Genomic DNA, 22,865 nt, shown 5'->3' on the forward strand with positions numbered 1-22,865 from the left:
CTTCCCTCCTTCAGGCGCGCGACCAGGCGCGGGCGATGGCGCGGGCCAGGATCACGCCGGCCACGTGGCGCTTGAACTCCACGGGGCCGCGGTTGTCCTCGACCGGGTCGATGTCGCCCTGCATGGCGGCAACCGCGGTGCGCACGGCGTCCGGTCCGCAGTCGGTGCCGACGAGCGCCGCGCCCGCCGCGGCGCTGAAGACCGGCACATCGGCAAGGTTCGTCATCGCGACGCTGGCCGACGTCACCCGGCCGCCGTCGGCCGCGATCAGCACCGCGGCGGCCGCGGTCGCGTAATCGCCGATCTTGCGCTTCTGCTTTTCGTACGCATGGCCGCGCGGCGGGCGGGCAAAGCTGACCGCGGTCAGGATTTCCTCTTCCTCGCGGGCGGTGACATAGGGCGCCTCGTAGAACTCGCGCGCGGCCACCTCGCGGGTGCCGTCGGGACCGGCCAGGGCAAAGCTTGCATCGAGGCACATCATCAGCGCGGGCATGTCGTTGCCCGGATCGCCGTTGGCGACGTTGCCGCCCAGTGTGCCGAGGTTGCGCACCTGCGGGTCGGCGATCTGGCGCGCCGCCTCGATCAGGATCGGCGCGGCTTCCGCCAGCCCGGCATGGGCAAGGATTTCGGACTGGGTGGTCAGCGCGCCGATCCGGATCGTGTCGCCCACTTCGACACCCCGGAGATCCGCAATGCCCTGCAGGTCGATCAGATGGCCGGGCGCGGCCATTCTCAGCTTCATCATCGGGATCAGGCTGTGCCCGCCGGCGACGACGCGGGCATCGTCGCCATGTTGCTGCAGCAACGATATGGCACCCGGGACGGAGTCCGGCCGGTGATATTCGAATGTCGCTGGGATCATCTCCCGCTCCTCCCTTGGTCTTCACGCGCCCCCGCTCGTGCATCGGCGGGGTGTCGCGTCCTTGGGGAACGGTAGGAAGACGGCGGCCTGGAGCGATGGAATGACGCACCACGGGCCGGGACGTTTTCACGAACTGCGAAATGCCCGCACGAACGGCGATCAAAGGCCCAGATGCGCGCGCAAGCCGGGTACGCGCGAGCGGCTGACCGGCACATGGTCAAGGTTCGGGATGTCCCCGAACAGGCAAATGCCGTTGTCCTTGCGCCGGTCGAATCCAGAGACTTTGGCGGTATTCACCAGATAGCTGCGATGCACCCGGAAGAACCCTGCCTCGGACAGCCGCCGCTCGGCCTCGCTGATCGACCAGGGGCAGAAGACCCGGCCCTCGGCGGTATAGGCGATGGTGTAGTGGCCCTCGGCGCGGATTGCGGCCACCTCGGCGGCTGGCAGGAAATAGGTGACCCCCTCGCGTTCATAGGGCAGCCGCAGGCCGGGCGCGGGCGGGGTGGCGGGTGGCTCGGCGTCGGCGGGCGCGGCTGGCCGGTCGGACGGTGGCCCGGCGGCTGCGGCCGGCTGGGGCCCGGGAAAGGCGGACAGGAAGGACGCGCCCGACATCAGGAACGCACCCGAGATCACGAAGGCGGTGACAAGCACGATCAGCGCGAGGTGGGAATTGCCGATCGCGGGCCCCTCGGCCGCAGCCGCCACGGTGCGGGCGAAATCGGTCCAGTACATCGCGGTGAAATGCACGATGGCGACCGAAAGACCGAAGACCGCCGTGGCTGCCAGAATGTCCACCGCCCTCCGCCGCCGGTAGGCGACCCGGATCGCCAGTACCCCCATCGCCACCGCCAGCCCGCCCGCCGCCGCGAACCCGAGCGGGCGGTGGACCGGCTGGCAGCCCTCGATGGCCGAGAGACCGGTGTAATGCATGATGACGATCCCAAGCCCCAGCACCGTCCCCGACAGCACCATCCGCGGCCCGGTGCGCCGCCCGAAATGCATCAGGATCAGCGCGAGCCCGGCCAGCAGGATCGCGATCAGCACCGAGGCGACCGTGGGCAACGCGCGATAGTAGACCGCCACCTCGAACCGCATAGCCAGCATGGCGACGAAATGCATCGTCCAGATGCCCCCGCCCAGCGCGATCGCCGCCATCGCGATGCGCATGTGGCGCACGCCTTCGGACACGCCCGACAGCCCGCGGGTCAGCGCAAGCCCGGTGAAGGCGGCCATCATCGAGATGACGATGGAGGCCAGGATCAGCCTGTAATCGTAGACATACAGAAGCATGGGGGCGAACCGCTCCTCCCCTCGCGGCCCTTGGGTGGAGTGTCCCACCCCGCTCGCCGGTGTGTCAACAGGCGTGGGCCGTCAGGTAGTGGGTCAGTTTGAAATCGGAAAGTTCCCGAGCGCGTGAGGTGGGGTTTGCGCCCAGCGCAGCCAGGGCTTATCTTCGTGACATGACAGACAAACCCAAACGACCCCGTGACGCCAACCAGCTTGCCAAGTTCATCGTGGATGTGGCGACTGGGGATGCTGATGCTGAGACACCGCTGGAAAAGTCGGCGACCCAACGCAAGGGTGGGTTGAAGGGTGGCGCAGCCAGGGCTGCATCGCTCACGCCCGAGCAGCGCGCAGAGATTGCCAGAACAGCGGCGCAGGCCAGGTGGAAGAAGGGCAGTTAGGCTGCCTTGTCTTTGTCCCAAGAACGGCGCTCTTCGACGTCGTCTCTGAAGTCGAAGATCATTTGGATTGCCTTTTGTTCAGGCTTCATCGCATTGTAGGCTTCGACATCAGTTGCGAGCTGGACGCAGTCGCCCACGATTTGCTCCCGGCGTTGAATGAATGCCTTCTGCATGTGCTCTCTCGGCGCGTCTTGCATAACGCCCCACAAGGTTAGTTGCACGCCGCCCTTGGAAACCCTGACAGCGTGATTGACCCGGTAGCGTCGCCCGCTATCGTCGGTCGCATACTCTTCACGAAGTGCGGTCGACATGTCCTCTGCGAGCTTGTCCAGCGGATCAATCTCAGGAGGAACGATCATGCCCTTCGACACGCCCCACTGCACCGCCTCGCGAGCGGTCGCGGGGACGGTTCCATGCTCTGCCGTAAAGGCATGCCACACGCGTTGCAGTTGTTCCTTATAGGCAGCCATGAGCGTCCCTCCTAAAGTGAAAGCGGCACGGACTCGCCCCAGCCGTCAATGATCGCGCTCCCCTGCAAGAAGGATCGAACTTTGACCTTGTGGCGAGTAAGCCAGTCGTATCGTCCCATCTTCCGCTGAAGCTGACCGACTACGATCCCAGGGTGCCGCTGAATGCGCTTTGCGAACGCCAGCGTATCCCGCTCCGAGATGTAGGGGTATTTCCGCAGGAAAAACGATTCCAATTGTTCGGCTGGCACGCAGAAGTTGGCAGCCGCCTCATTGGCCTGCTTTTCCTCGGCGCTCTGGGGTTCAGAGTCGGCCTCCTCGCGCTGCAAATCGACGTCCACAAACTCAGGCGAGACAGGTTGGCTCTTCCCATGACCGCAGAGCAGGTGCTCGATTTCGTGCCGGAGCACAAACCAGAAGTTGTCGATCCGATCCATTCGCATGGTCATCCCGATGACCGGCGACGCATCGTCCAACCAGAAGCACACCCCGTCGATCTTCGCCTTCGGCAAAGACTCCACGATCACGAAGCGCACACCGCACTCCGCAAGCGCCCTCGGCACATGGCGAATTTCTTCGGGGTCGAAGGTCAACCTTTGGAAGTCAGAGACAGCCTCCTGCAGCTTCTTGGCCGAATAGCGGCCAACGACCATTTCACTGGCGATCTGATTGACCCGATAAAGCCAAGCCCATTGTTCAGGCGTCGTCTCGGAATAGTCCGCCTTCTTCGCCGCATGGGCGAGGCATGGAACTTCATCTAGGGTGTTCTTCCTGAAGAAGCGCATTACCTGCACCTCGAGCAGCTCGATGTCTGTGTCTTTCAGCCAGCCGCGCTTGATCATCTCCCTAATTGGATAGGTTGCCTGCAGGCGCGCTCGCCGCTCGACCGCCGGGTCGGGTGCTTTGGCGATCGACATCTCGTATACCTTCTGGAGGTTGGCGAAATAGTCCGCAGAGACGTCAAACGCTGCGCTCAGGGCCTTGGCCATTTCCGGAGTGACGTTCCGCTTGCCCGTCATGATCGGGCTGACGCTCTGCTCGGGCACGCCCAGAATGAACGCCAGATCGCGCTGGCTCCAGCCGCGCGCTTCCATTTCCTCTTTGATCAACTCTCCCGGATGAGGAACATCCGCAAAGCAAGAAGCCAAACTCAATACGAAGCCCTCCTTAGTGCGGGTCGCCAATCTCAGTGATCGTGGCGACGGTTACTGATCCCGAATCGCTAATTGTGAAGAAGATTCGATATTGATCGTTCACCCGGATTGACCTTGTTTCATCGCTTCCTCCCTTGCGTTTCTTGTAGTTCAAGCTCTTCAGGTTGCGCAGGTCGCGCTCATTTATGGCCGCCTCGATTTGAACAAGCCGACGCCGTGCCGCGACGATGACGGCGACAGGCAAGCCCATCTTGTGGGCTTCTTCTGTGCAGATGCGCGCGAGAGCAGCATTGGCGAACTCGACCTTCATGCGGAATCCTATTAACCCGTGAACCCGAGTAGGTCAACACGCGACTTAACGACAGGCGTTAAGTTTGTCATTTTTATGCTTGACCAAAGATCATTTTGAAATATGGTCAGGCCATGAACAAGCTCGACACCAAAACTCGCGCCCTGATCCTCCGCCTTCTGGTGGAAGGCAACTCCATCCGCGCCACCACGCGCATCGCGGACGTGTCGAAAAACACAGTCACGAAGCTTCTGAAAGACGCTGGGAAAGCCTGCGCCGCTTACCACGATGGACACGTTCGTGGCGTCAAGGCCTCGCATGTGCAGGCCGATGAAATCTGGTCGTTCTGCTATGCCAAGGAGCGCAACGTCGCGGAAGCTAAGGCCGCTCCGGCAGACGCTGGCGATATCTGGACTTGGACCGCCATGGACCGCGATAGCAAGCTGATGATCAGCTACACCGTAGGCGACCGCTCCGCCGCTACCGCGCGCGAGTTCATGTTTGATCTGGCTGACCGTCTAGCTACCCGCGTCCAACTGACCACGGACGGGCATGGAGCCTACCTCAAGGCAGTGGCCGATGCCTTCTCCGGTGAAGTGGATTATGCGATGCTTATCAAGCAGTATGGCGACCCGACCGGCACCAAGGGCCATGAGCGCAAGTATAGCCCCGCCGAATGCACTGGCACCATTAAGGAAGCGATCTTCGGTAAGCCCGACATGGCGCAAGTCGGAACGTCGCATTTAGAGCGCCAAAACCTGACCATGCGCATGGGTATGCGCCGCTTCACCCGACTGACTAACGCCTTCTCCAAGAAGGCAGAGAACCACGCCTATGCCGTGGCCCTGCACTTTATGCACTACAACTTCTGCCGCACGCACAAGACGCTGCGCATGACGCCTGCTATGGCTGCTGGCGTGACTGACCGCCTGTGGGATGTTGAGGATCTGGTGGCGCTGGTGGAAGCGGCAGAACTCGCACCCAAAAAGCGCGGGCCGTACAAGAAGCGAAATCAGGCCCGAGGGTAAGGCACCCCAAGCCTGATTGACATGGCGTGCTCTGAGACCCCAAAAAGATTAGCCATTTTTGAGACGTCGTTCCCAAGTCTCTCCCGCTCTCGGGCGATTGCTTCACGAGGCATCAGTAGGTTGGCAGCGAACTTGTTCGCCTCTGTTTCTTCTTTCGGCCCGATAAGCGTATTGTGATACTTTCCGACCTCAGTGCTGCGGTAGGCTCGGTCGTCGTCAAGGCCGTCTCCTATAAGGTGTCGATGCAGCATGTAGTGCCCAAGCTCATGCGCCAAAGTGAACCTTTGACGAGTGTCTGGGTCAGCAGCGTTTATTGTGACCAAGAAGCTTTCACCATTCTTTTCGAGCATGCCAGATATGCCTGACGGCAGGAAAGCCGGCTTCATCTTGATCCCAAGCATCGCTGGCAGCGACTTCACAGGAACGGGCAACGTTCTACGAGCCTCCGTCAGTACATCCCACTGGTCAGACAGGTTCATTCGACTTTGCCTCCGTTGTCTTGCGCACCAGCCATCTGGTCTGCGGCTTCGTTGCTCACATCGTCAGAGTCCAGAAAAGACCTGTATGCCTTTAGCAAATCAGGTAACTCTCGCTGCAAATATTCGTTGGTAACGCGCTCCGCGGTAGCCTCGGCTGTTTCTTTGGCTTGCACGATAGCATGTGCCTTCGCGATGGAGCGAAAGTTCAAAAAAGCAAAGACACCACCCAGTACCAATATAGTGCTGACTATCGCCAAAAGCAACGATACTAGGTCCAGGCGCCCCGTCTGGGCCGCAAACTCCACCACACTTCTGGTAACTTCCTCAGAACCCATGTCCGCCAGCCTCCCCCAAGACGGCTTACCGACTGCCGATGCGCCCAGCAACTATTTTTCTGATTTCAAACTGACCCACTACCGGCCGTCAGCCCGCCAGCGCCTCTTCCAGTTCGCGGGCGAGACGGCGGGTTTCCTCGGCCCGGGGGGTCGAGAACCGGGCGAGCAGCAGGTAGGCGACCGGCGTCAGGTAAAGCGTCGAGATCGTCGCAAGCCCCAGACCGCCCACGATCACCCAGCCCAGCGCCTCGCGCGCCTCGGCCCCCGCGCCCGACGACAGGATCAGGGGCACGCCGCCCAGCACGGTCGAGGTCATCGTCATCATCACCGGGCGCAGGCGGATCGTGGCCGCATCGAACGCCGCCTGTGCGACACTCGTCCCGCCATCGCGCAGCTGGTTCGCGAATTCCACGATCAGGATGCCGTTCTTGGCCATGATCCCGATCAGCATGACCAACCCGATCTGTGAATAGACGTTCAGGCTGAGCCCGGTGAACAGCATCGCGAAGACCGCGCAGGCCAGCCCCAGCGGAACGGTCGCCATGACCACGATCGCCGAGATGAAGCTTTCGAACTGGGCGGACAGCACCAGGAATACCACTGCGATGGCAAAGCCGAAGATTATGAGAAGCCCCGCATTGGTCTGGTTCAGCGTCGCCGCCTCGCCCAGCGGCACGATGCGGTTCTGTTCGTCCAGCAGGTCCGCAGCCAGCGCCTCGACGCGGGCCAGGGCGTCGCCCAGCGCCAGGTCGGGCGTCAGGCCGGCCGAGATCTCCACCGACCGGCTCTGGTTCTCGCGGTCAAGCTCGGGCGCGACGGCGCGTTCCTCGAGCCGCACGAAGCTCGACATCGGCACCATCTGGCCGTCAGAGGTCTGGACGAAGACGTTCTGCAGGTCGGACGGATCGTCGACGGGGGTCGAGGTGGACAGCAACTGGATGTCGAAGCTCTGGTCGCCGATGAAGACCGATCCGACCGTGCGCCCGTTCAGCACCGCGCGCAGCGCCTCGCCCAGCCCGGTGATGTCGATGCCCAGGTCCGCGGCGCGGGTGCGGTCGATCTCGACGAAAAGCTGGGGCTGGGTCGTCTCGTATTCCAGTTGCACCTCGCCGAAGGCCGGTTCCTGCTCCATCCGTTCGACCAGCGACTCGGAGATTTCGGCCAGGCGGTCATAGCTTTCGCCGGTGATCGCGAAACTCAGGCCGCGGCCCGCGCCGCGGATGCCCAGCGAATTCGGCTGGATCGCAAAGGCGCGCACGCCGACGATCTGCCGCAGCTTGCCGTTGATCTCGGAGACGATCTCGTCCTGGCTGCGCGCGCGGTCGCCCCAGTCCGCCAGCCGGAACACCATGAACCCGCGATTGTCCGCGCCGAACCCCGCGATCGAGAAGACGCTGACGATCTCGCCCGCCTCGCGCAGGGGCGTCACCGCGTCCTCGATCGCGCGCATCTTGGATTGGGTGTAATCCAGCGAAACGCCCTGGGGCGCCGTGATCCGCAGCAACGCCACGGCGCGGTCCTCGCGCGGGGTCAGTTCCTGCCGGATGCCGCCCGCGACCAGCAGCGCGGTCAGGGCGAACAGCCCCGCGGCCACCACCACCACAAGAGGCGCTGCAAGCGCCCAGCTTAGCGTGCGGGCGTACAGCGCGGCCAGCGCCGCGCCCAGCCAGGCAAGCGGCCCGCGCCCCGGCCCGCCCGTATCGGCCCTCAGCATCCGGCTGGCCAGCACCGGGCAGAGCGTCAGCGCCACGACCGAAGATATCGCGACCGCGATGGCCAGGGTGAATCCGAACTCGCGGAACAGCCCGCCCGCCTGTCCGGGCAGGAACGACAGCGGTACGAACACCGCGGCCAGCGTCGCGGTGGTGGTGACGACGGCGAAGAACACCTGCTTGGTTCCCAGCACGGCCGCGGCGCGCGGCCCCATGCCTTCGGACCGCCGGCGGACGATGTTCTCCAGCACCACGATCGCGTCGTCCACCACCAGCCCGGTGGCCAGCACCAGCGCCAGAAGCGTCAGGATATTGACCGAGAAGCCCACCATGTAGATCGCCGCCAGCGTGCCGATCAGCGCCACGGGCATGGTCAGCCCCGGGATCAGCGTCGCGCGCACGTCGCGCAGGAACAGGAAGATCACCAGGACGACGATTGCCGTGGCAAGGCCCAGTGTCTTCAGCACCTCGATGATGGCGCCGTTGACGAAGACCGCGTCGTCCGAGGTGACGAAGATGTTGATGTCCTCGGGCAGCGTCCGGTCCAGTTCGGCCACCACGGCGCGGACATTGCGCGAGATGTCCAGCGTGTTGCTGCCCGCCTGCCGGACCACGCCCATGCCGATCCCGGTCTGGCCGTCGGCGCGCAGCATCGTCTCGTCCGGCGCGGGGCCAAGCGTCACGCGGGCCACGTCGCGCACCTCGACATCCGGGGCGATGCGCAGGTCCTCGAATGCCTCGGCCGAGGCAACCATTGCGGTCGTGCGCACGTTGATCGACTGCCGGTCGCCCTCCAGGTCGCCCGCGGCGGCGTTGAAGCCCGCATCCGCCAGCGCGCGCGCCACATCGGCCAGCGTCAGCCCGCGGCTGGCGAGCGCGGCCTGGTCTATATCGACGCGGAAGATCGGCTCGCGGTCGCCATAGATGCGCAGGTCGGCCACGCCCTCGACCGAGACCAGCCGGTCCTCGATCCGGTCCTGAACGATCTGGGTCAGATCCTGCGCGGTGCGCTGCGACGAGGTGACAGCGACCCGCATCACCGGTTCGGCATCGGCATCCGCCTTGACGATCTCGGGATCCTCGGCGCCTTCGGGCAACTGGCCCTCGATCCGGGCAACCGCGTCGCGTGTGTCGGTAGCGGCCACGTCGATATCGATGCTCTCGCTGAATTCCAGCGTGACCCGGCTGCGCCCGAAGCGCGAGTTCGACGAGATCGAGCGGATGCCCGCGACCCGCCCGACGGCGCCCTCGATCCGGCTGGTGATCTCCTGGTCGATGGTCTCGGGCGAAGCGCCGGGAAAATCGGTTGTGACGGTGACCACGGGGCGGTCGACATTCGGCAATTCGCGGATTTCCACGCCGAACAGCGCGGCAAAGCCCGCCAGCACGATCAGCGCGCTGACCACCAGCGCCAGGATCGGGCGGCGGACAAACAGCGCGGGGCCACCCCCTTCGGCTGCGCGCGTGGCTTCCTCCAGCATCGGGTTCGCCCTCCGTCAGAGCCGGTCCGGGCCAGAGCCCGTGGCAAGTGCCGCCTGCGGCGCCACGATCCTGACCTCGATGCCCTGGCGCAGCGTCTGGACGCCCTCGGTCACCAGCGGCTCGCCGATTTCCAGATCGGCTTCGACAATCACGCTGTCGGCGTTGCGCTGGCGGATCGTTACCGGCACGCGGGCCGCCTTGCCCTCGCGCACGGCCCAGACATAGGCGCCCTCGGCCGACCATTGCACCGACAGCGGGTCGACCGAGGTCAGCGCCTCGCCCGGAAAGCGCAGGATCACCTCGAAGGCCATCCCCGCGCGCAGCCGGTCCGCGTCATTGGCCAGCCGCCCCTGTACTCTCAGCGTGCGGCTGGCGGGGTCCACCACGTTGTCGATGGCATGCACCGTTCCCTTGAGCACCGTGTCGGGCATCGCCAGCGGGCGTGCCTCGAGCGGCATCCCCTGCGTGATCTGGCCCACCACGCGTTCCGGGACGCGGAAATCGATCAGGATCTGCGACCGGTCGGTGATCGTCACCAGCATGTCCTGCGCCGAGACGCTGTCGCCCACGGCCAGGTCGACCACCCCCGCCCAGCCCGAGATCGGGGCGAACACGCTGCGCCGGTCGAGGTCGAATTGCGCCTCGCGCAGCGCCAGTTCCGCGGTGCGCAGCGCAAGGTCCGCCGCGCGGCGGCTGACCTCGGTCACCGCGCCGGTATTCTCCAGCCGGGCAAGGCGCCGGGCCTCGTCGCGGGCGTCCTCCAGCATCAGCCGGGCGCGTTCCACGGCAATCCTCTCGGCCTCGTCCTCCAGCCGCAGGATCAGGCTGTCCGCCTCGATATGGGCGCCGTCCTCGAAGCCAAGCTCCATCACCTCGCCGGCGGCCTTGGCACGGACGTTGACGGTCCTCAGCGCCTTGCCGTCGCCGATCGAGGCCACCCGGTCGCTGATCCGGCCCTCGGCCACCTCCTCGACGACCACCGCCGTGGCGCCTCCGCGCCGCGGTTGCCCGGTGTCCCCGGCGCCGGGTGCCGTTGCCTCGATCCCGAACATGTCCAGCACGCCCATCCGGTCGAGCACCGGCTTGGCCGAGGGGACATAGGCGACCCAGAGGGCAAGCGTGCCCAGCACGACAAGGGCTGAAAGGGCGAGTTGCCGGAGCATCGGGCGTTCCATCCACAGGGCGCCGCGCGCTGCGGCTTGTCAAAAGATTATAGCGCGTGTCGTGCGATGTCACTTTCCGCAACGCTCACGGGTCGGAGAGCGGGCCGTGAGCCGTACCGCCCGCAGGCAGCCGCGGTCACCGGTGGGAAAGCCCCAGCACCGCGCGGCACCAGGCACGGACCGCCCGGATATCCGCCGGCAGCGTCTCGGCCAGGCCGCCTGCGAAGGCGTCGAACGCCGCGCCGCTGAACGTGCCGACGCCCACCAGCACGGGCAGGTCACGCTCAAGCGCAAGGGCGATCGTCCCGCGGAAGCCGTGGCCTTCGGCTTCCTGCCGCCCGAACTTGTTCAAAAGGAAGATGTCCGCCGGCCGGGCGAGGCGACGTTCAGTTTCGGCCGCTGCGCGTTCAAGCGCATCGGCGTCCAGCCGGCAGCCGCGTGCGCCGGGTCCGAGCGGCTGGTCGAGGCCGATCCGCGGGCCATCCGGCAGCACCCGCAGACGCATCTCGCACGGATGCGCCCCCGCCAGCGGCGCGGCATCGCGCACGGCGCCCACGGGCACGCGCCCCTCGGCCAGAAGCCAATCGGCCGTGTCGCGCATCATCTGGTCGACAAGGCCGCCGCTCGGGTCCCTGAGCGCTGCAAGCCGCATATGATCCTCCCCCGGCGCGGGTGTCCGCCGCCCACCCAGTCCATGCCGCCACCGAAAGGCGGTCGGGGCAGGGAAGTCAAGGCCGTGCCTGCCGGGGCTGCCCGCCCCGCCCGCGCCGCGCGCGTCATGCCGCCGTGGTCAGCGGGCCATATCGCGGTAGTGGCAAAACAGCGCCTCGATCCGGTTCCGGTCGGGTCCGGCGCGGTCCCATCGGGCGAAGGCGCGCGTGCCGGGCTTGCGGGGGCTGCTGAAATGCAGCACGCGGATCTGCTCGAACGGCACCTGCACGGTCGGGTCGGTGAAGAAGGGCGTCTGGAAGTTCCAGCGAAAGTCCCGCGACGGGCGCAGCCCCTGCGCGGACAGCCAGAGCGAGAGCAGGCTCTGGTCGGCATAGGCAAACCAGCGGGCGTAGCGTTCGGCAAGCCGGGCAAGCCCGGCCAGGTGTGCGCGGGTCCGGAACGCGGCGGGCAGGGCGAAGAACCCGGCGTTCGCCATGTCGTCGGGCCCCTCGGGGAAGGGCAGGCCGTCTTCGGCCAGGCGGGCGTTCAGAACCGGGTCGTCGCGCCAGCGCGACTCGAAGACCCGCACCGCCGGATCGGCCTCGTGGTTTGCCACGAAGACGGGCTGCCGGGCGGCGAACGGCGCGTAGAGCGGGCCGAGCACCAGCATGTCGGCATCCAGATGCAGGATCGTTCCATATCCGTCGAAGGCGCGGCGCCACAGACCGAACCGGTGCCGCGCGCAATCGCGCCCGCGGGTGGGGCGCAGCAGGGCGGTGAATTCCGGCGGCGCCACTGCGGGCAGGCGCGTGGCGCCCCGTTCTGCCAGAAGCCGCAGCATCCCCGCATCGGCGCCCCGGTAATCGACCAGAAGCGGCGGGTGGCCGGGGGCGTTTTGCGCAAGGCTGTTCAGGCAGGCGCGCGCACAGGGCAGGGCGCCATCATCGAAGCAGAGATAGATCGCGTTCACGCCGCGCCAGCCCCGGCTGCGCTGGGGGCGAAAACCTCGGCGGGCGGCGTACCGGCCCGCACCCGGTCGAACAGCGCGGTCACCCGCTGCAATTGCGCCGCCGCCTCGGGCACAAGCCGCAGCCTGTAGACCAGCGGCCGCCCGGTCTCGGTCAGGATCGCGGCCAGCGCGGCGGCGTCGAAGCCCGCCGGAGAGCTGCGGTAGACGATGTTCAGCTTGCTGTGGATATGCCTGAAATCGGTGCCGCCCGTCTCGCAAAGCCGGACCTCGTAGTTGCGAAATCCGGTTTCGAGATCGTCCAGGACGTCCCGAAGGCAGGAGTCCCAATAGCGCACCACACGCGCATCGGCGAGCACCAGGATGACAAGGTCGGACAGGTCGATCCCCCGGGGTGCGCGCCTGCGCCAGCTTTCCTCGTCGGCGGTGCTGACGCGGTCATAATCGTGCCGGTGGTCGAACGACAGCGCGCGGAAGCCCGCATCGACATAGGTCCGCAGCGCCTCGGGGCTCATGGCGGCGACGCGCTCGAATTCTGCCTCGTTCAGGCGGCAGAAGGCCGAGGCATAGCGGCTGTCGATGCCGCGGGCATGGTCGAGATGGTAGAGGTTCCAGCCCTCGACCCGTGCGACGGCATGGCCAAGTCGTCGCAGCCGCAGATCGAATTCGCGATCCTCATGGCCGTAGCCGACGAAATTCTCGTTCCAGCCGCCTGCCGTGAAGAATGCCGCGCGCGTGCACAAGATCGCCCCGCCGACGGCGCGGTAACGGTCGTCGCCATAAAGCGGGTAGAGGTCGGGATCGGGGCAGGCGTTCCGGTGATCGACGGTCTCGGGCGCGACGGTCCGGACGGAATCGAAGAACGCAGCCCAGCCGGTCAGGGCAGCGGCCCGGCGGCGCGAGATGTTCATCACGATCCCGTTGTGAACATGGGCGGCATCCGCGCCTGCGCCAAGCCGCGCCATCCCCTCGGCCAGCGCGGCGGGGTGCGGAACCGTGTCGCAATCGGACAGCAGCAGATACGGCCGCGCCGAGACCGCAGCGCCTAGGTTCATGTTGCGCGTCTTCCAGTGGCATCCGTCGTCCCGGCGGAACAGCAGCCGCAGATCATCCCCGACCGGCAGGTCCAGCGCCGGCTGCGCGCCCTGCTCGACCACCACCAGTTCGGCGCCCGTGGTCATCGCGGCATAATAGTCCCGCAGCCGGGCCAGGTTGGCCACCCGGTCGGGCGAGTCGGGCTTGACCGACACGATCACCGCGACATGCGAAAGATCGACCGGCCTTGCCATCATGCCAGCCCGGTTGCGCGATTCAGCGCGCCAATGTCCCGCTTGGTGATCAGGATATCGGCCACGCAGCCGCATGCGTCGCGGTCGCACAGCACCGGTGAAAGCGGCAGGTCGACCGGCCCGCCAAGCCTTCCCAGGGTGCCGCCGACGCCGCAGGTTGCGCGCAGGATCCGGCCGTCGGCGTGGACCCGCAGTGATTCGATGCCCGCCTCGCAGAGATAGCCGTGCCAGCGATTGCGGCCGGTCAGCAGGAAGGCGGCGGCCTTCTGCACGGCATGGCGCCCATCCTCGGCGATGGCGCACATCACGCCCCGGGGCGCGGTGGTGCCGCGCGGCCCCGCGCCCCTGCTTGCCGCCTGCATGCGGGCGCGCTGGTCGTCGGTATAGGCATAGGGATCGGTGCCAAAGCCGATCCGCAGGGGCTTGAGAGAGATCGAGGCCAGCGGCACCGTCTCCGAGATCTCCAGCGCGCGGGCGAGGATCGCATCGAACCGGTCGGGGTGGATGGTGATGTTGATGTGCAGCGGCATCGCCTCGGCCAGCAGTACGGCGAGGTCGAGGAACCGGGCGTGGTCGGCGAACTCGTCGTGATAGGTCAGGATCATGCCATCCAGAAGCGGTGCGATCCTGTCCCAGAACCGCAGCGTCCGCCCGCCATTGCTGATCAGGCTGGACCGGAAGCCGCGGGCGCGCGCCTCGGCCAGGATCGTGTCGATCCGCGGATGCTGGCTGGGTTCGCCACCGGTGAATTGCAGCCAGACCTGACGGCCAAGCGTGCCGCAGTAATGCCGCCGCAGCACATCGAGAAAGCGCAGGATGTCGGTCGCCGCCTGCCAGCGGATCGACCCGTCATGCAGCGCCGACGGGCAATAGCTGCAGGCATAGTTGCAGGAATTGCCCAGCATCCAGTCGACCAGCACGACGCCCGCATGCTCGGGCTCGGCATGGCGGACCGTCGCGGGTCGGTCGAGAGCGGACAGATCCTCGGGCAAAGCCTCACCTCGCGTTCCGGCCGGACTGACACCATGGAAGCGCGTCCCGGGCCCCCAGGGCAATCCCCAATCGCACCGGGCCCCAATCGCACCGGGGCAGGATGCAGGTTTTGCCACGGCACCCCCGCTTGGCGTATACTTGGCGGTGCCGTGCCGCCGGAACGATCGGCCGCGCGACCGCATGACCGATGGGAAACCCGCCATGTCCAGCGCCACGCCTCCGACCACGCCCCGCCGCCCGCGCCGCATGGCGGGGCCGGTTCGACGCCTCCCGGCGCTTTGCCTCGGGATCTGGGCGGCATTGGCGGGGGCGGGGCTTGCGGATGAACGTTGGGCGCTGGTGCTTGGGGTGTCGCGCTATGACGACCCGGCAATCCCGCACCTGCCGAACACGGTGAACGACGCGCGCACCATGGCGGGGGCGCTGAACCAGATGGGGTTCGAGGTCTATTACCTCGAGAACCCGGACCTTGCCGAGATCGAGGCGACACGGCGCCGGATCGCGGCCGAGCAGCGGGACAGCGAGCTAGGCCTTTTCTATTTCGCGGGGCACGGGGTGCAGCTAGGCGGGGTCAACTATGCGCTGCCCTCGAACCTCCGGACCGGCGACGCGGCGCATCTGGCGCGCAGCGCGGTATCGGTCAATGCGCTGATCGGCGAGATGCGGGGGATGGGCACCGAGACGCTGGTGGTAATCCTGGATTCCTGCCGCAACTCGCCCTTCCCGGGGCAGGCCGCGATCGGCACCGGCCTTGCGCTGGTCGATGCGCCGGACAACACGATCATCGCCTATTCCACAGCGCCGGGCGAGATCGCCCTGGATGGGTCTGGTGCCAACAGCCCCTATACGGCCGCACTGGCCTCGGCGCTCGACGGGCCGGAACAGGACATCCGCGACGTGCTGCGGCTGGTTCGGGCGCAGGTGCGGCTGGCCACGGGGGGCAACCAGACCCCCTGGTTCATCGACAATTCCGCCCGCCCGATCATGATCCAGCCCCGCCGGTCTGCTGGCGCCGCCGCCGCCCTGCCGGGTCTTGGCCATGGCCAGGTCTCGCTGGCCGCGACGGCCTGGTGGACCATCGTCAACAGTGCCGATCCCCGCGATTTCGAGACCTTCATCGACCTCTTTCCCGAAACCGAACAGGCCTCGGCCGCCCGGCGCCAGCTCGAGGATTTCGGTGCAGGCGGCGCGCCGGGATTTCCGCTGATGGACCTGGGGCTGCCCGAGGCCAATCCCGAGGTGCCCGGCGGGCTGCGCTCGATCATCACCGAATGTGACGTGCTGGCGACCGGGGTCGAGGGCGGGCTGAGCCTGGTCGAGCCGGTGCCGCACGACCTGGTGAACACGCGCGCCGCGCTGCGCGCCTGCATCGGGGCGGTGCGCAACGATCCCGAGAACCCGCGGCTGCTGGGCCTGCTTGCGCGAGTCCTGTTCCTGGAACACCGCTTTCCCGAGGCTCTGCATTTCTCCCACGAGGCGGCGCGGCGCGGCAGCGCCGCCGCCTATGGCGGCATCGCCGAGATTCACCGGCTGGGGCTGGATGTTCCGGTGGACCTGAAGGCAGCGGCTGATGCGGTGCGCCTGGGGGCGCTGGCGGGGTCCGAGCAGATGCGCGTGACGATGGGTATCTATTACCGCGAGGGCTGGGGCGTGCCGCAAAGCCATACCGAGGCACGGCGCTGGTTCGAACTGGCGGAAATGTCGGACAATGCCTCGGCGATGAGCGCGCTGGGGGACATGTATCGCCGCGGCCAGCTTGGCCCCGCCAACCCCGCCAGGGCGGTCGATTACTATCTCAAGGCGGCGACCCTGGGCCATACCGACGCGATGTCCGCCGTGGGACTGGCCTACATGAAGGCCGACGGGGTCGAGCGCGATCTGGAACGCGGCCTGACCTGGCTCAGCCATGCCAGCGAGCAGGGCAATCCCTATGCCGCCTTCCACCTTGGCCGGGCCTTCCTGACCGGCTGGGGCGTGGACCGGAACCCGGCCCAGGCGCTGGCCTATTTCCGCCTGTCCGCGCAGCGCAGCTTTCTGCAGGCCTACACCTATATCGGCGACATCCTGGCGGGGGTCGAGGGAATCGCGCCCGACCTGCCCGAGGCGCTGGCCAACTACATCATCGCGCGCGATGCCGGGCTGCTGAAGGACACCGCCAAGTCGCGCGAAGAGGCCGCCGACGCGCAGTCCAGGATGGACGCGCTGCTGCCGCGGATGACCGCCGAACAGCGGGCGGAGGGCGAACGGATCGCCGCCGACTGGATCGCTGAATTCGGACTTCTGGATTTCAACCTGGTGCATGAATGACCGGACCGGCGCCGGGGCGGGGCGGGCTGCGGCTGGCCGATGTGCCGGTGGTCCTGATGTCCTACGACGAGCCCTGGGCCGACGAGACATGGGCGGCGCTACGGGCGCTGCGCCCGGATGCCTTGCGGGTTCACGGTGTGAAGGGGTTGAACGCCTGCCATGTCGCCGCAGCCGAGGCCGCTGGCACCGACTGGTTCCTGACCGTCGATGCCGACAGTGTGGTCGCGCCCGGCTTTTTCGATCTGTCGGTGCCCGGGCTTTACCTGAATCCCGCCTTCCGCATCGACTGGCTTGGGCGGAATGCGGTCAACGGGCTGGTCTCGGGCAATGGCTGCGTCAAGCTCTGGCCGCGCGACCTGGTTCTGGCGATGCGCTCGCACGAGGCCGCACCGCGGGGGCGGGTCTCGCTGGACGCCGATATCGGGCGCATCCGGGCGGGGGTCACGCGCAACATCCCGATGCCGGGCTGCCATGTCGAGACCGACCCGGCGCGCACGCCCTTCCACGCCTTTCGCGCCGGGTTCCGCGAGGCGGCGTTCCTTGCCCATCTGCGCGCCGAGGAGAGCGCGCGACCGGCCCCCGCCGTCCGGCCCTTCGACGATGCGCTGGGCCGGACCCTGTGTGTCTGGGGCTCGGTCGGTGCCCATGCAAGGCACGGGGCCTGGGTGATCTACGGGGCACGGCTTGCGCTATGGATGCGGCTTGCATGGTGGTGCTGGGACGTGACCGAGATCAACGATCACGACCGGATGCGGCGGTTCTGGCAGGGACAGGTGCTGGCGCGGATCGGGCCGGGCGGCAGCCGCTGCCCCCTGACCGGCGTGACCTGGGACGCGGCGCGGCTGGCGGCCGAGACGGAGGCGCTGGGCGAGGCGATCGAGGGGATCGACGATCGGCTGGCGCTGGCGACGCTTGGGCCTGCGGAAAGCGCGGTGGTGGCCAGCGCTGGCCTGTTTCCCGCCGCACGCTCGGTTGCGGCCATCGACGGGCTGGGGCGCGCCTTCCAGAAGGGCCGGGGCGTGCCCGCCGATATCGGCGCGGCGCGCGCGTGTTTCGAGATCGCCGCGGTCCTGGGCCATCCGTCCGGCTTTGCCAATCTCGGGCGATTGCACGAACTGGGCCTTGGCGGCGCGCCCGATCCGGCCGAGGCCGAGCGCCATTACCTTGCGGCCACCGCGCTTGGCAGCCGCCATGCACCCTATCACCTGGCGCAGATGCTGAAGGCCCGGGGGCCGGGCGATGCGGCGGCCGCGGCGCGGATCGAGGCGCTGCTCGATCTGGCGGCGGAACGGGGCTATGCCGGGCCGGACGTGGCGGGAAGCGCGGCATGATCCTGCTGGGCGACGTGCCCGCGCTGCGGATCGCGGCGCCGGGGCAGATGGCCCCGCTGCCCCGGGCCCAGGGCTTTGCCGATGCGCCCGTCGTGTCGGCCGAAGACATCGCCGAGGCCGCGCGTGCGGCAAGTGCGGCGGCGGGGTCGGACCTCGTGGCGGTGATCGACGCCGATGTGCTGCCCGCGCCCGCGGCCGAGGCGGTGATGCCCGAGCGCGCGTTTGTCGAGGCGCGGCTCTGCCTTGCCTATCCAAGCCGCGGCGTCATCACCGGGCTGATGGTGCCGCGCGGGCTGCGGCTGATCCCGGTCGAACGGTTGCGGGATGGCGCGCCGCTGCCCGAACCGGGGTTGCTGGTGCCGCAGGGGGTGGGCGATTTCACCGCCAACGATGCGCCCCAGCGGGCCTTTCAAGCGGGATTTGGCCTGACAGCCGGGCAGCCGCTGCCGCCGCCGGGGGCCACGGCCGCCCGGGCCCGCGCGGCGCTGGGCGCCTCGCTGGGGGCGGATGCGCTGAACGGGGTGTGGTGGGTGCTGGGAGCGTTGCACGCGCTTTTGGGACGCGGCAGCGTGCAGGCATGCTGGGCCGAGGCCGCGCCGCTGATGTCCGACCAGGCCGCGCCGGCCCGCCGCATCCGCGAACTGGCGCGCCTTGTCCGGGCCGAAACCGGGCTGCCGGTTCAGGCCCTGGACCGGCGGCAAAGCCGGGCGATCAAGGCGATGCTGTCGCCCTGGGCGCCACCCGGGATGTGGCAGGATTTCATCCGGGATGCCGGTGATCTGGGGGCGCAGGGCGCTGCTGTTTCCGATCGCTACAGCCGTGCGGCCGCAATGATCTGGCCTTCAGACTCCTGAACGCGTTCAGCGCAACAGCGCGGCGACCCGGCCCGAGGACAGGCATGTGGTTCCGTCCGAGAACCGCACCGGCCCGGACTCTGTGAAGTCGCGGGTTTCCGACCACAGCACCCGCCCGCCGTCGGCGGAAAGCTGGCGCAGGGTGACGCGGTGCCGCTCGGCGATCCGCACGGAACCGTCGCCGGTCGAAAGGTGGACCCGGCTTGCCACGCGGGCCTCGCGGCGGACCATGCCGCCGGGCTGGTCGTCGGCAAACACCACGGCCAGCGGCGCAGTCGCCGCAAAGCGCGAGGTGTTGCCGTAAGCCCGTTGCAGGAAGCTGCCGCAATCGACGAGGCTGGCATCGCTCGCCCGCGCAGCGACCCGGCCGCTGGCGGGACGGACCGAGGTGACGGTCAGCCCGCCCGCGCGCAGCCGCTCGGCGACAAGGCGCGCGGCCTCCGCGGGGGACTGTGCCTCGATCCCCACGCCAGATGTATCGGATGCCCTGGGTGCAACATAGCCGAGCCGGCCATCCCCGGGCCCCATTGCGCAGGCCGAAAGGCCGAACGCCAGAACCAGCGCCACGGCCGCCGTTGCAGGGCGGGGGGTGTTGCGGAAGGGGGAACCGGCGCTGCGCATCAATAGACACTCCGCGGCGAATCGGCTTCCCGGACGCCCTGCCTGTCCTGTGCGGGCATTTGCCGGGTGGCGGGTGGCGTGCGCAGCGCGCCCATCCGCTCCAGCGAGTCGATCGCCTCCTGAACGTAGCTGCCGGCGGGGTACCTGCTGAGATATTCGTAATAGGCCTGCGCGGTATTCTGGCTCTGCGCCTGCCGCCATGCCTGGTCCTCGCCGGGCGAGGCACCGCCGGCGCGGCTTGGCTGGACCGCGATGAAGGCCATCAGGAACGCCCTCATGAAGATCGCCCAACGGCTGAGTCTGGCCATGCTGTCCCCCCTTGCGTCTCGAATCGCCGACATGCGGGGCCGTCGCATTACAGGATCGCAGATACTCTGCAATTTTCCTAATGGTTAACGGCGGTTCCCCCACTCCGGCCGCCAGGGGCGGGAAGAAAGCGGATTGGCCGCAACCTCGGGTCGCGCTCCGGCGACCAGGCTGCGACCAGGTCGGCCGCGCTGTCGCCGGCCCAGCGACACTCCTGTACGCCCCATTTGTCCAGGATCAGCCGAAGCCGGTTCTGCCGGTAAAGCGCGATCGCCCCGGGGCCGTCGCCGGTGGTTCGCGCCAGATCCTCGGGCAGCGGCAGGAATTCGCAGAGCAGGCCCGCGCCGGCGAAGTCCCGGGCCGAGTGCGGGCTGAGCACGAACAGCGCGCGGGCACCGATTGCGCGCGCCGCGGCAAGGTGGCGGTCGCGCATCCCCTCGACCCAGCGGCCGGTCTCGTCCAGCGCAAGCAATGCCAGCACCGGCTGCGGTGCGGGGTCAGAGGGCCCGGTCTCGGCGACAGCGCGCCGTCCGGCCGCGAGGGCCTGCCTGAACCGTCCGATCATGCCTGCACAGTGGCCCCCGTGGGTCTGGGTTGCGAAACGATTGGACTCGATTGCCCGGATATTCCAAGATTCCCCGAGGCTTTGCCAGAGGGGAGGCGCAAGGTGGCGATCGTCGAGACGGACGTCCTGGTCGTCGGCGATTTCCGTTTCCCCGGCGGCACCTCGACCAGCACCGCGGCCGAGATCGCGGCGCTGGCCGAAGCGGGCTACAGCGTGCTGCTCTTGCCCGTCGAGGCGCCGTTCCTCGCACGGCACCGCGCCTTCCACCCCGAGATCGCCGGACTGATCGAGGCCGGCCAGGTGGCGCTGGTCCCTCCCGAAGAACGGATCCGGGCGCGCCTTGCCTGCCTGCACCATCCGGCCTGTTTCGCGCGCCATCCCTCGCAGCCCCTGCATGTCGAGGCGGGCGCGGCGGTCCTCGTCGTCCATCATCCGCCGGTCGACGCCCAGGGCGTGCCGCAATACGACATCGCTGCGGTCCGTGCGGTCACGGGGGCATTGCTCGGCACAGAGCCCGACTGGGCACCGGTCGGCCCCAAGGTGCGGGCGGCCTTCGCCGGGCTGGACGCGGCGCCGCCCCTCGCCGCCGAGGACTGGGTCGGGGTGCTGGCGCCGGGCCGTATCGGGCGGCCACGCCCCGGCCCGCTGGGCGGGCGCCCCGTTCTGGGCCGCCACAGCCGCCCCGACCCGGTGAAATGGCCCGGGAGCCGCGCCGATTTCCTGTCTGCCTACCCGGACGCCCCGGATATCGAGGTGCGCCTGCTTGGCTTTGGCCCCGCGCTGGCACAGGTCGTGGGGCCCTTGCCGCGGAACTGGCAGGTACTGCCCTTTGGTGCGGTTCCGGTCGGGCGGTTCCTCGCCGGTATCGACTATTTCGGCTATTTCCATGGCAGCGCATGGATCGAGGCGTTCGGCCGGTCGATCCTCGAGGCGATGGGGGCGGGTCTCGTCTGCCTTCTGCCGCCGGACTTCGAACCGCTTTTCGCCGAGGGCGCGATCTATTGTGCGCCCGGAGACGTGGCCGCGCGCGTCCGGGCGCTGCACGCAAACCCCGCTGACTATGCCCGGCAGTCCGAGCAGGCCATCGCCGTCCTGCGCGAACGTTTTGCGCCCGAGGTCGCGGTGGCGCGTGTCGCGGCCCGGATCGGCCCACCCACAGCCAGCCCGCCCACAGCCAGCCTGCCCGCGCCCGCCACAGGCCGCGGGCACCGGCTGCCGCGGATCCTGCATGTCACCTCGAACGGAATCGGCATGGGCCACCTGACCCGGGCGCTGGCGCTGGCGCGGCGTCACCGCGACCGTGCCGAGCCGGTGATCGCCACCATGTCGCGCGCCTTTTCCGTCGTGCGGGACGAAGGGATCATGGCCGAATACGTCCCCTTCTTTCGCGGCACCGGCATGGCGCAGGAGGTGTGGCATCCCAACCTGCGTGCAGAACTGACCGAGATGATCCGCTTTTACCGCCCCCGCGTTGTCGTGCTGGACGCCAACGTCCCCTACGAGGGCGTGACCGGCGCAGTCGAGCAGTTCCCCGGGCTCTGGTCGGTCTGGCTTCGCCGGGCGATGTGGCCGCCGGGCGCGGGGCAGGGTTTCGTCGCGCGGCAGGACAGGTTCGACGCGGTCCTGGAGCCGGGCGAGATCGCCGCGCCGTTCGATCGGGGCCCGACCCGGGGCAGCGGGGGCCATGTGCTGCAGGTGGCACCGGTGCGCTACCTGCGCGAGGACGAGGCGTTGGCGCGGCAGGCCGCGCGGGTGGTGCTGGGGCTCGATCCCGACCGGCCGGCGGTGTTCCTGCAGCTTGGCGCCGGCAACAACATCCGCACCGACGGGCTGCGCGCGCTGATCGCCGGGACATTGGCGGAAACCGGGCCGCCGCCGCAGATCGTGCTGGGCCAGTGGCAGATCGGCCGCGATGAGGGCGACGCGCCCGAGGGCATGATCGGGCTGCGCAGCTTTCCCTTTGCGCGATTCCTCAACGCCTTCGACTTTGCGGTGGCGATGGCGGGCTACAACACCTTCCACGAGAACCTGGCCGCCTGCCTGCCCACGCTTTTCCTGTCGAACGAGCATCACGAGCAGGACGAGCAATGGCTGAGGGCGGATTACGCGCGGATATGCGGGCTTGCGCTGGCGGCAAGGACGGCGAATTCCTGTGACATCGTTCGCGGGCTGGAAGAAATCGCCCGCCCAGACCGGCAGGCGGCCCTGCGCCGGGCCTGCGCACGGTTGCCCCGCACGAACGGCGCCGATGAGGCCGCGCGCTACCTTGCCGACCTCGCCCATATCCGGCGGCCCCATCCCGCCGATTGCGGCGGCTAGGCC

At 68.0% G+C, this 22,865-nt stretch carries 22 protein-coding genes; 6 read left to right on the forward strand and 16 right to left on the reverse strand.

All coding sequences use genetic code 11. The annotated features are described in order from the left end of the window. Window positions 1-10 precede the first annotated feature (10 nt). Window positions 11-862, reverse strand: coding sequence for an FAD binding domain-containing protein (locus EV655_RS07725; RefSeq protein WP_132543501.1), 852 nt, complete (start codon window positions 860-862; stop codon window positions 11-13). A gap of 159 nt (window positions 863-1,021) precedes the next feature. Then, window positions 1,022-2,155 carry an MHYT domain-containing protein gene (locus EV655_RS07730; RefSeq protein ID WP_132543503.1) on the reverse strand — a complete coding sequence of 378 codons (1,134 nt, stop codon included), beginning with the start codon at window positions 2,153-2,155 and terminating at the stop codon, window positions 1,022-1,024. Between the two features lie 170 nt (window positions 2,156-2,325). On the opposite strand from EV655_RS07730, the gene EV655_RS07735 reads away from it, so the two are divergent. Continuing rightward, entirely contained in the window at window positions 2,326-2,550 is a 225-nt protein-coding gene (locus EV655_RS07735; RefSeq protein WP_132543505.1) for a histone H1, read from the forward strand. On the opposite strand, the gene EV655_RS07740 is transcribed toward EV655_RS07735, so the two are convergent. Genes EV655_RS07740 through EV655_RS07750 form a run of 3 tightly spaced genes read right to left on the reverse strand, consistent with a single transcriptional unit; the run spans window position 2,547 to window position 4,481 of the window. Then, window positions 2,547-3,020 carry a hypothetical protein gene (locus EV655_RS07740; RefSeq protein WP_132543507.1) on the reverse strand — a complete coding sequence of 158 codons (474 nt, stop codon included), beginning with the start codon at window positions 3,018-3,020 and terminating at the stop codon, window positions 2,547-2,549. The two genes, EV655_RS07735 and EV655_RS07740, sit on opposite strands and share 4 nt — an antisense overlap. A gap of 11 nt (window positions 3,021-3,031) precedes the next feature. Further along, entirely contained in the window at window positions 3,032-4,201 is a 1,170-nt protein-coding gene (locus tag EV655_RS07745; RefSeq protein ID WP_207901942.1) for a HigA family addiction module antitoxin, read from the reverse strand. Beyond that, on the reverse strand, window positions 4,185-4,481 hold the full coding sequence (locus EV655_RS07750; protein ID WP_132543509.1) for a type II toxin-antitoxin system RelE/ParE family toxin: 297 nt from the start codon (window positions 4,479-4,481) through the stop codon (window positions 4,185-4,187). Before EV655_RS07750 ends, EV655_RS07745 begins: the two co-directional genes overlap by 17 nt. Window positions 4,482-4,594: 113 nt before the next feature. Here EV655_RS07750 and EV655_RS07755 point away from each other — a divergent pair, with 113 nt between their 5' ends. Beyond that, window positions 4,595-5,488 (forward strand): IS1 family transposase, encoded by an 894-nt coding sequence (locus EV655_RS07755; protein ID WP_132543511.1) that lies wholly within the window; start codon window positions 4,595-4,597, stop codon window positions 5,486-5,488. On the opposite strand, the gene EV655_RS07760 is transcribed toward EV655_RS07755, so the two are convergent. From EV655_RS07760 to EV655_RS07795, 8 genes are all read right to left on the reverse strand, one after another. Further along, complete coding sequence (locus tag EV655_RS07760) at window positions 5,473-5,967, reverse strand: ImmA/IrrE family metallo-endopeptidase (RefSeq protein WP_132543513.1); 495 nt, start codon at window positions 5,965-5,967, stop codon at window positions 5,473-5,475. The genes EV655_RS07755 and EV655_RS07760 overlap by 16 nt on opposite strands. Then, a complete protein-coding gene (locus tag EV655_RS07765) occupies window positions 5,964-6,302 on the reverse strand; it encodes a hypothetical protein (protein WP_132543515.1) in 339 nt (112 codons plus the stop codon). The genes EV655_RS07760 and EV655_RS07765 overlap by 4 nt, the downstream gene beginning before the upstream one ends. An 88-nt stretch (window positions 6,303-6,390) precedes the next feature. Then, on the reverse strand, window positions 6,391-9,495 hold the full coding sequence (locus EV655_RS07770; protein ID WP_132543517.1) for an efflux RND transporter permease subunit: 3,105 nt from the start codon (window positions 9,493-9,495) through the stop codon (window positions 6,391-6,393). 15 nt (window positions 9,496-9,510) lie between these two features. Beyond that, window positions 9,511-10,659 (reverse strand): efflux RND transporter periplasmic adaptor subunit, encoded by a 1,149-nt coding sequence (locus EV655_RS07775; protein WP_132543519.1) that lies wholly within the window; start codon window positions 10,657-10,659, stop codon window positions 9,511-9,513. A 136-nt stretch (window positions 10,660-10,795) separates the two neighbouring features. Next, a complete protein-coding gene (locus tag EV655_RS07780; protein ID WP_132543521.1) occupies window positions 10,796-11,311 on the reverse strand; it encodes a DUF2478 domain-containing protein in 516 nt (171 codons plus the stop codon). Window positions 11,312-11,449: 138 nt separating this feature from the next. Further along, on the reverse strand, window positions 11,450-12,280 hold the full coding sequence (locus tag EV655_RS07785; protein ID WP_132543523.1) for a hypothetical protein: 831 nt from the start codon (window positions 12,278-12,280) through the stop codon (window positions 11,450-11,452). Beyond that, a complete protein-coding gene (locus tag EV655_RS07790; RefSeq protein ID WP_165905298.1) occupies window positions 12,277-13,566 on the reverse strand; it encodes a galactosyltransferase-related protein in 1,290 nt (429 codons plus the stop codon). Before EV655_RS07790 ends, EV655_RS07785 begins: the two co-directional genes overlap by 4 nt. Next, window positions 13,566-14,558, reverse strand: a complete 993-nt coding sequence (locus tag EV655_RS07795; protein ID WP_165905299.1) for a radical SAM protein — start codon at window positions 14,556-14,558, stop codon at window positions 13,566-13,568. The genes EV655_RS07790 and EV655_RS07795 overlap by 1 nt, the downstream gene beginning before the upstream one ends. Before the next feature lie 202 nt (window positions 14,559-14,760). Between EV655_RS07795 and EV655_RS07800 the strand changes: the two genes are divergently transcribed. Genes EV655_RS07800 through EV655_RS07810 form a run of 3 tightly spaced genes read left to right on the forward strand, consistent with a single transcriptional unit; the run spans window position 14,761 to window position 19,051 of the window. Then, complete coding sequence (locus EV655_RS07800; protein ID WP_165905300.1) at window positions 14,761-16,866, forward strand: caspase family protein; 2,106 nt, start codon at window positions 14,761-14,763, stop codon at window positions 16,864-16,866. After that, window positions 16,863-18,197, forward strand: a complete 1,335-nt coding sequence (locus tag EV655_RS07805; RefSeq protein WP_132543531.1) for a tetratricopeptide repeat protein — start codon at window positions 16,863-16,865, stop codon at window positions 18,195-18,197. The genes EV655_RS07800 and EV655_RS07805 overlap by 4 nt, the downstream gene beginning before the upstream one ends. After that, window positions 18,194-19,051, forward strand: a complete 858-nt coding sequence (locus EV655_RS07810; protein ID WP_132543533.1) for a hypothetical protein — start codon at window positions 18,194-18,196, stop codon at window positions 19,049-19,051. The genes EV655_RS07805 and EV655_RS07810 overlap by 4 nt, the downstream gene beginning before the upstream one ends. Before the next feature lie 6 nt (window positions 19,052-19,057). Here EV655_RS07810 and EV655_RS07815 read toward each other — a convergent pair whose 3' ends face one another. The 3 genes from EV655_RS07815 to EV655_RS07825 form a co-directional block, all read right to left on the reverse strand. Beyond that, the gene (locus EV655_RS07815; RefSeq protein WP_165905301.1) at window positions 19,058-19,672 is read right to left on the reverse strand and encodes a hypothetical protein; all 615 of its coding nucleotides are present in this window, start codon (window positions 19,670-19,672) and stop codon (window positions 19,058-19,060) included. Further along, window positions 19,672-19,980, reverse strand: coding sequence for a hypothetical protein (locus EV655_RS07820; protein WP_132543537.1), 309 nt, complete (start codon window positions 19,978-19,980; stop codon window positions 19,672-19,674). The genes EV655_RS07815 and EV655_RS07820 overlap by 1 nt, the downstream gene beginning before the upstream one ends. A 77-nt stretch (window positions 19,981-20,057) precedes the next feature. Beyond that, entirely contained in the window at window positions 20,058-20,543 is a 486-nt protein-coding gene (locus EV655_RS07825) for a hypothetical protein (protein ID WP_132543539.1), read from the reverse strand. A 102-nt stretch (window positions 20,544-20,645) separates the two neighbouring features. Here EV655_RS07825 and EV655_RS07830 point away from each other — a divergent pair, with 102 nt between their 5' ends. Beyond that, window positions 20,646-22,862, forward strand: a complete 2,217-nt coding sequence (locus EV655_RS07830) for a hypothetical protein (protein ID WP_132543541.1) — start codon at window positions 20,646-20,648, stop codon at window positions 22,860-22,862. Window positions 22,863-22,865: the final 3 nt, after the last annotated feature.

This window comes from Rhodovulum euryhalinum, assembly GCF_004342445.1.
GTDB lineage: Bacteria > Pseudomonadota > Alphaproteobacteria > Rhodobacterales > Rhodobacteraceae > Rhodovulum > Rhodovulum euryhalinum.

What these genes read in the sequence shown, in the direction of transcription:
- EV655_RS07725 (WP_132543501.1), bottom strand. Translation starts at nt 862, where the DNA reads ATGATCCCAGCGACATTCGAATATCACCGGCCGGACTCCGTCCCGGGT.
- EV655_RS07730 (WP_132543503.1), bottom strand. Translation starts at nt 2,155, where the DNA reads ATGCTTCTGTATGTCTACGATTACAGGCTGATCCTGGCCTCCATCGTC.
- EV655_RS07735 (WP_132543505.1), top strand. Translation starts at nt 2,326, where the DNA reads ATGACAGACAAACCCAAACGACCCCGTGACGCCAACCAGCTTGCCAAG.
- EV655_RS07740 (WP_132543507.1), bottom strand. Translation starts at nt 3,020, where the DNA reads ATGGCTGCCTATAAGGAACAACTGCAACGCGTGTGGCATGCCTTTACG.
- EV655_RS07750 (WP_132543509.1), bottom strand. Translation starts at nt 4,481, where the DNA reads ATGAAGGTCGAGTTCGCCAATGCTGCTCTCGCGCGCATCTGCACAGAA.
- EV655_RS07755 (WP_132543511.1), top strand. Translation starts at nt 4,595, where the DNA reads ATGAACAAGCTCGACACCAAAACTCGCGCCCTGATCCTCCGCCTTCTG.
- EV655_RS07760 (WP_132543513.1), bottom strand. Translation starts at nt 5,967, where the DNA reads ATGAACCTGTCTGACCAGTGGGATGTACTGACGGAGGCTCGTAGAACG.
- EV655_RS07765 (WP_132543515.1), bottom strand. Translation starts at nt 6,302, where the DNA reads ATGGGTTCTGAGGAAGTTACCAGAAGTGTGGTGGAGTTTGCGGCCCAG.
- EV655_RS07770 (WP_132543517.1), bottom strand. Translation starts at nt 9,495, where the DNA reads ATGCTGGAGGAAGCCACGCGCGCAGCCGAAGGGGGTGGCCCCGCGCTG.
- EV655_RS07775 (WP_132543519.1), bottom strand. Translation starts at nt 10,659, where the DNA reads ATGCTCCGGCAACTCGCCCTTTCAGCCCTTGTCGTGCTGGGCACGCTT.
- EV655_RS07780 (WP_132543521.1), bottom strand. Translation starts at nt 11,311, where the DNA reads ATGCGGCTTGCAGCGCTCAGGGACCCGAGCGGCGGCCTTGTCGACCAG.
- EV655_RS07790 (WP_165905298.1), bottom strand. Translation starts at nt 13,566, where the DNA reads ATGGCAAGGCCGGTCGATCTTTCGCATGTCGCGGTGATCGTGTCGGTC.
- EV655_RS07800 (WP_165905300.1), top strand. Translation starts at nt 14,761, where the DNA reads ATGTCCAGCGCCACGCCTCCGACCACGCCCCGCCGCCCGCGCCGCATG.
- EV655_RS07805 (WP_132543531.1), top strand. Translation starts at nt 16,863, where the DNA reads ATGACCGGACCGGCGCCGGGGCGGGGCGGGCTGCGGCTGGCCGATGTG.
- EV655_RS07810 (WP_132543533.1), top strand. Translation starts at nt 18,194, where the DNA reads ATGATCCTGCTGGGCGACGTGCCCGCGCTGCGGATCGCGGCGCCGGGG.
- EV655_RS07815 (WP_165905301.1), bottom strand. Translation starts at nt 19,672, where the DNA reads ATGCGCAGCGCCGGTTCCCCCTTCCGCAACACCCCCCGCCCTGCAACG.
- EV655_RS07820 (WP_132543537.1), bottom strand. Translation starts at nt 19,980, where the DNA reads ATGGCCAGACTCAGCCGTTGGGCGATCTTCATGAGGGCGTTCCTGATG.
- EV655_RS07825 (WP_132543539.1), bottom strand. Translation starts at nt 20,543, where the DNA reads ATGATCGGACGGTTCAGGCAGGCCCTCGCGGCCGGACGGCGCGCTGTC.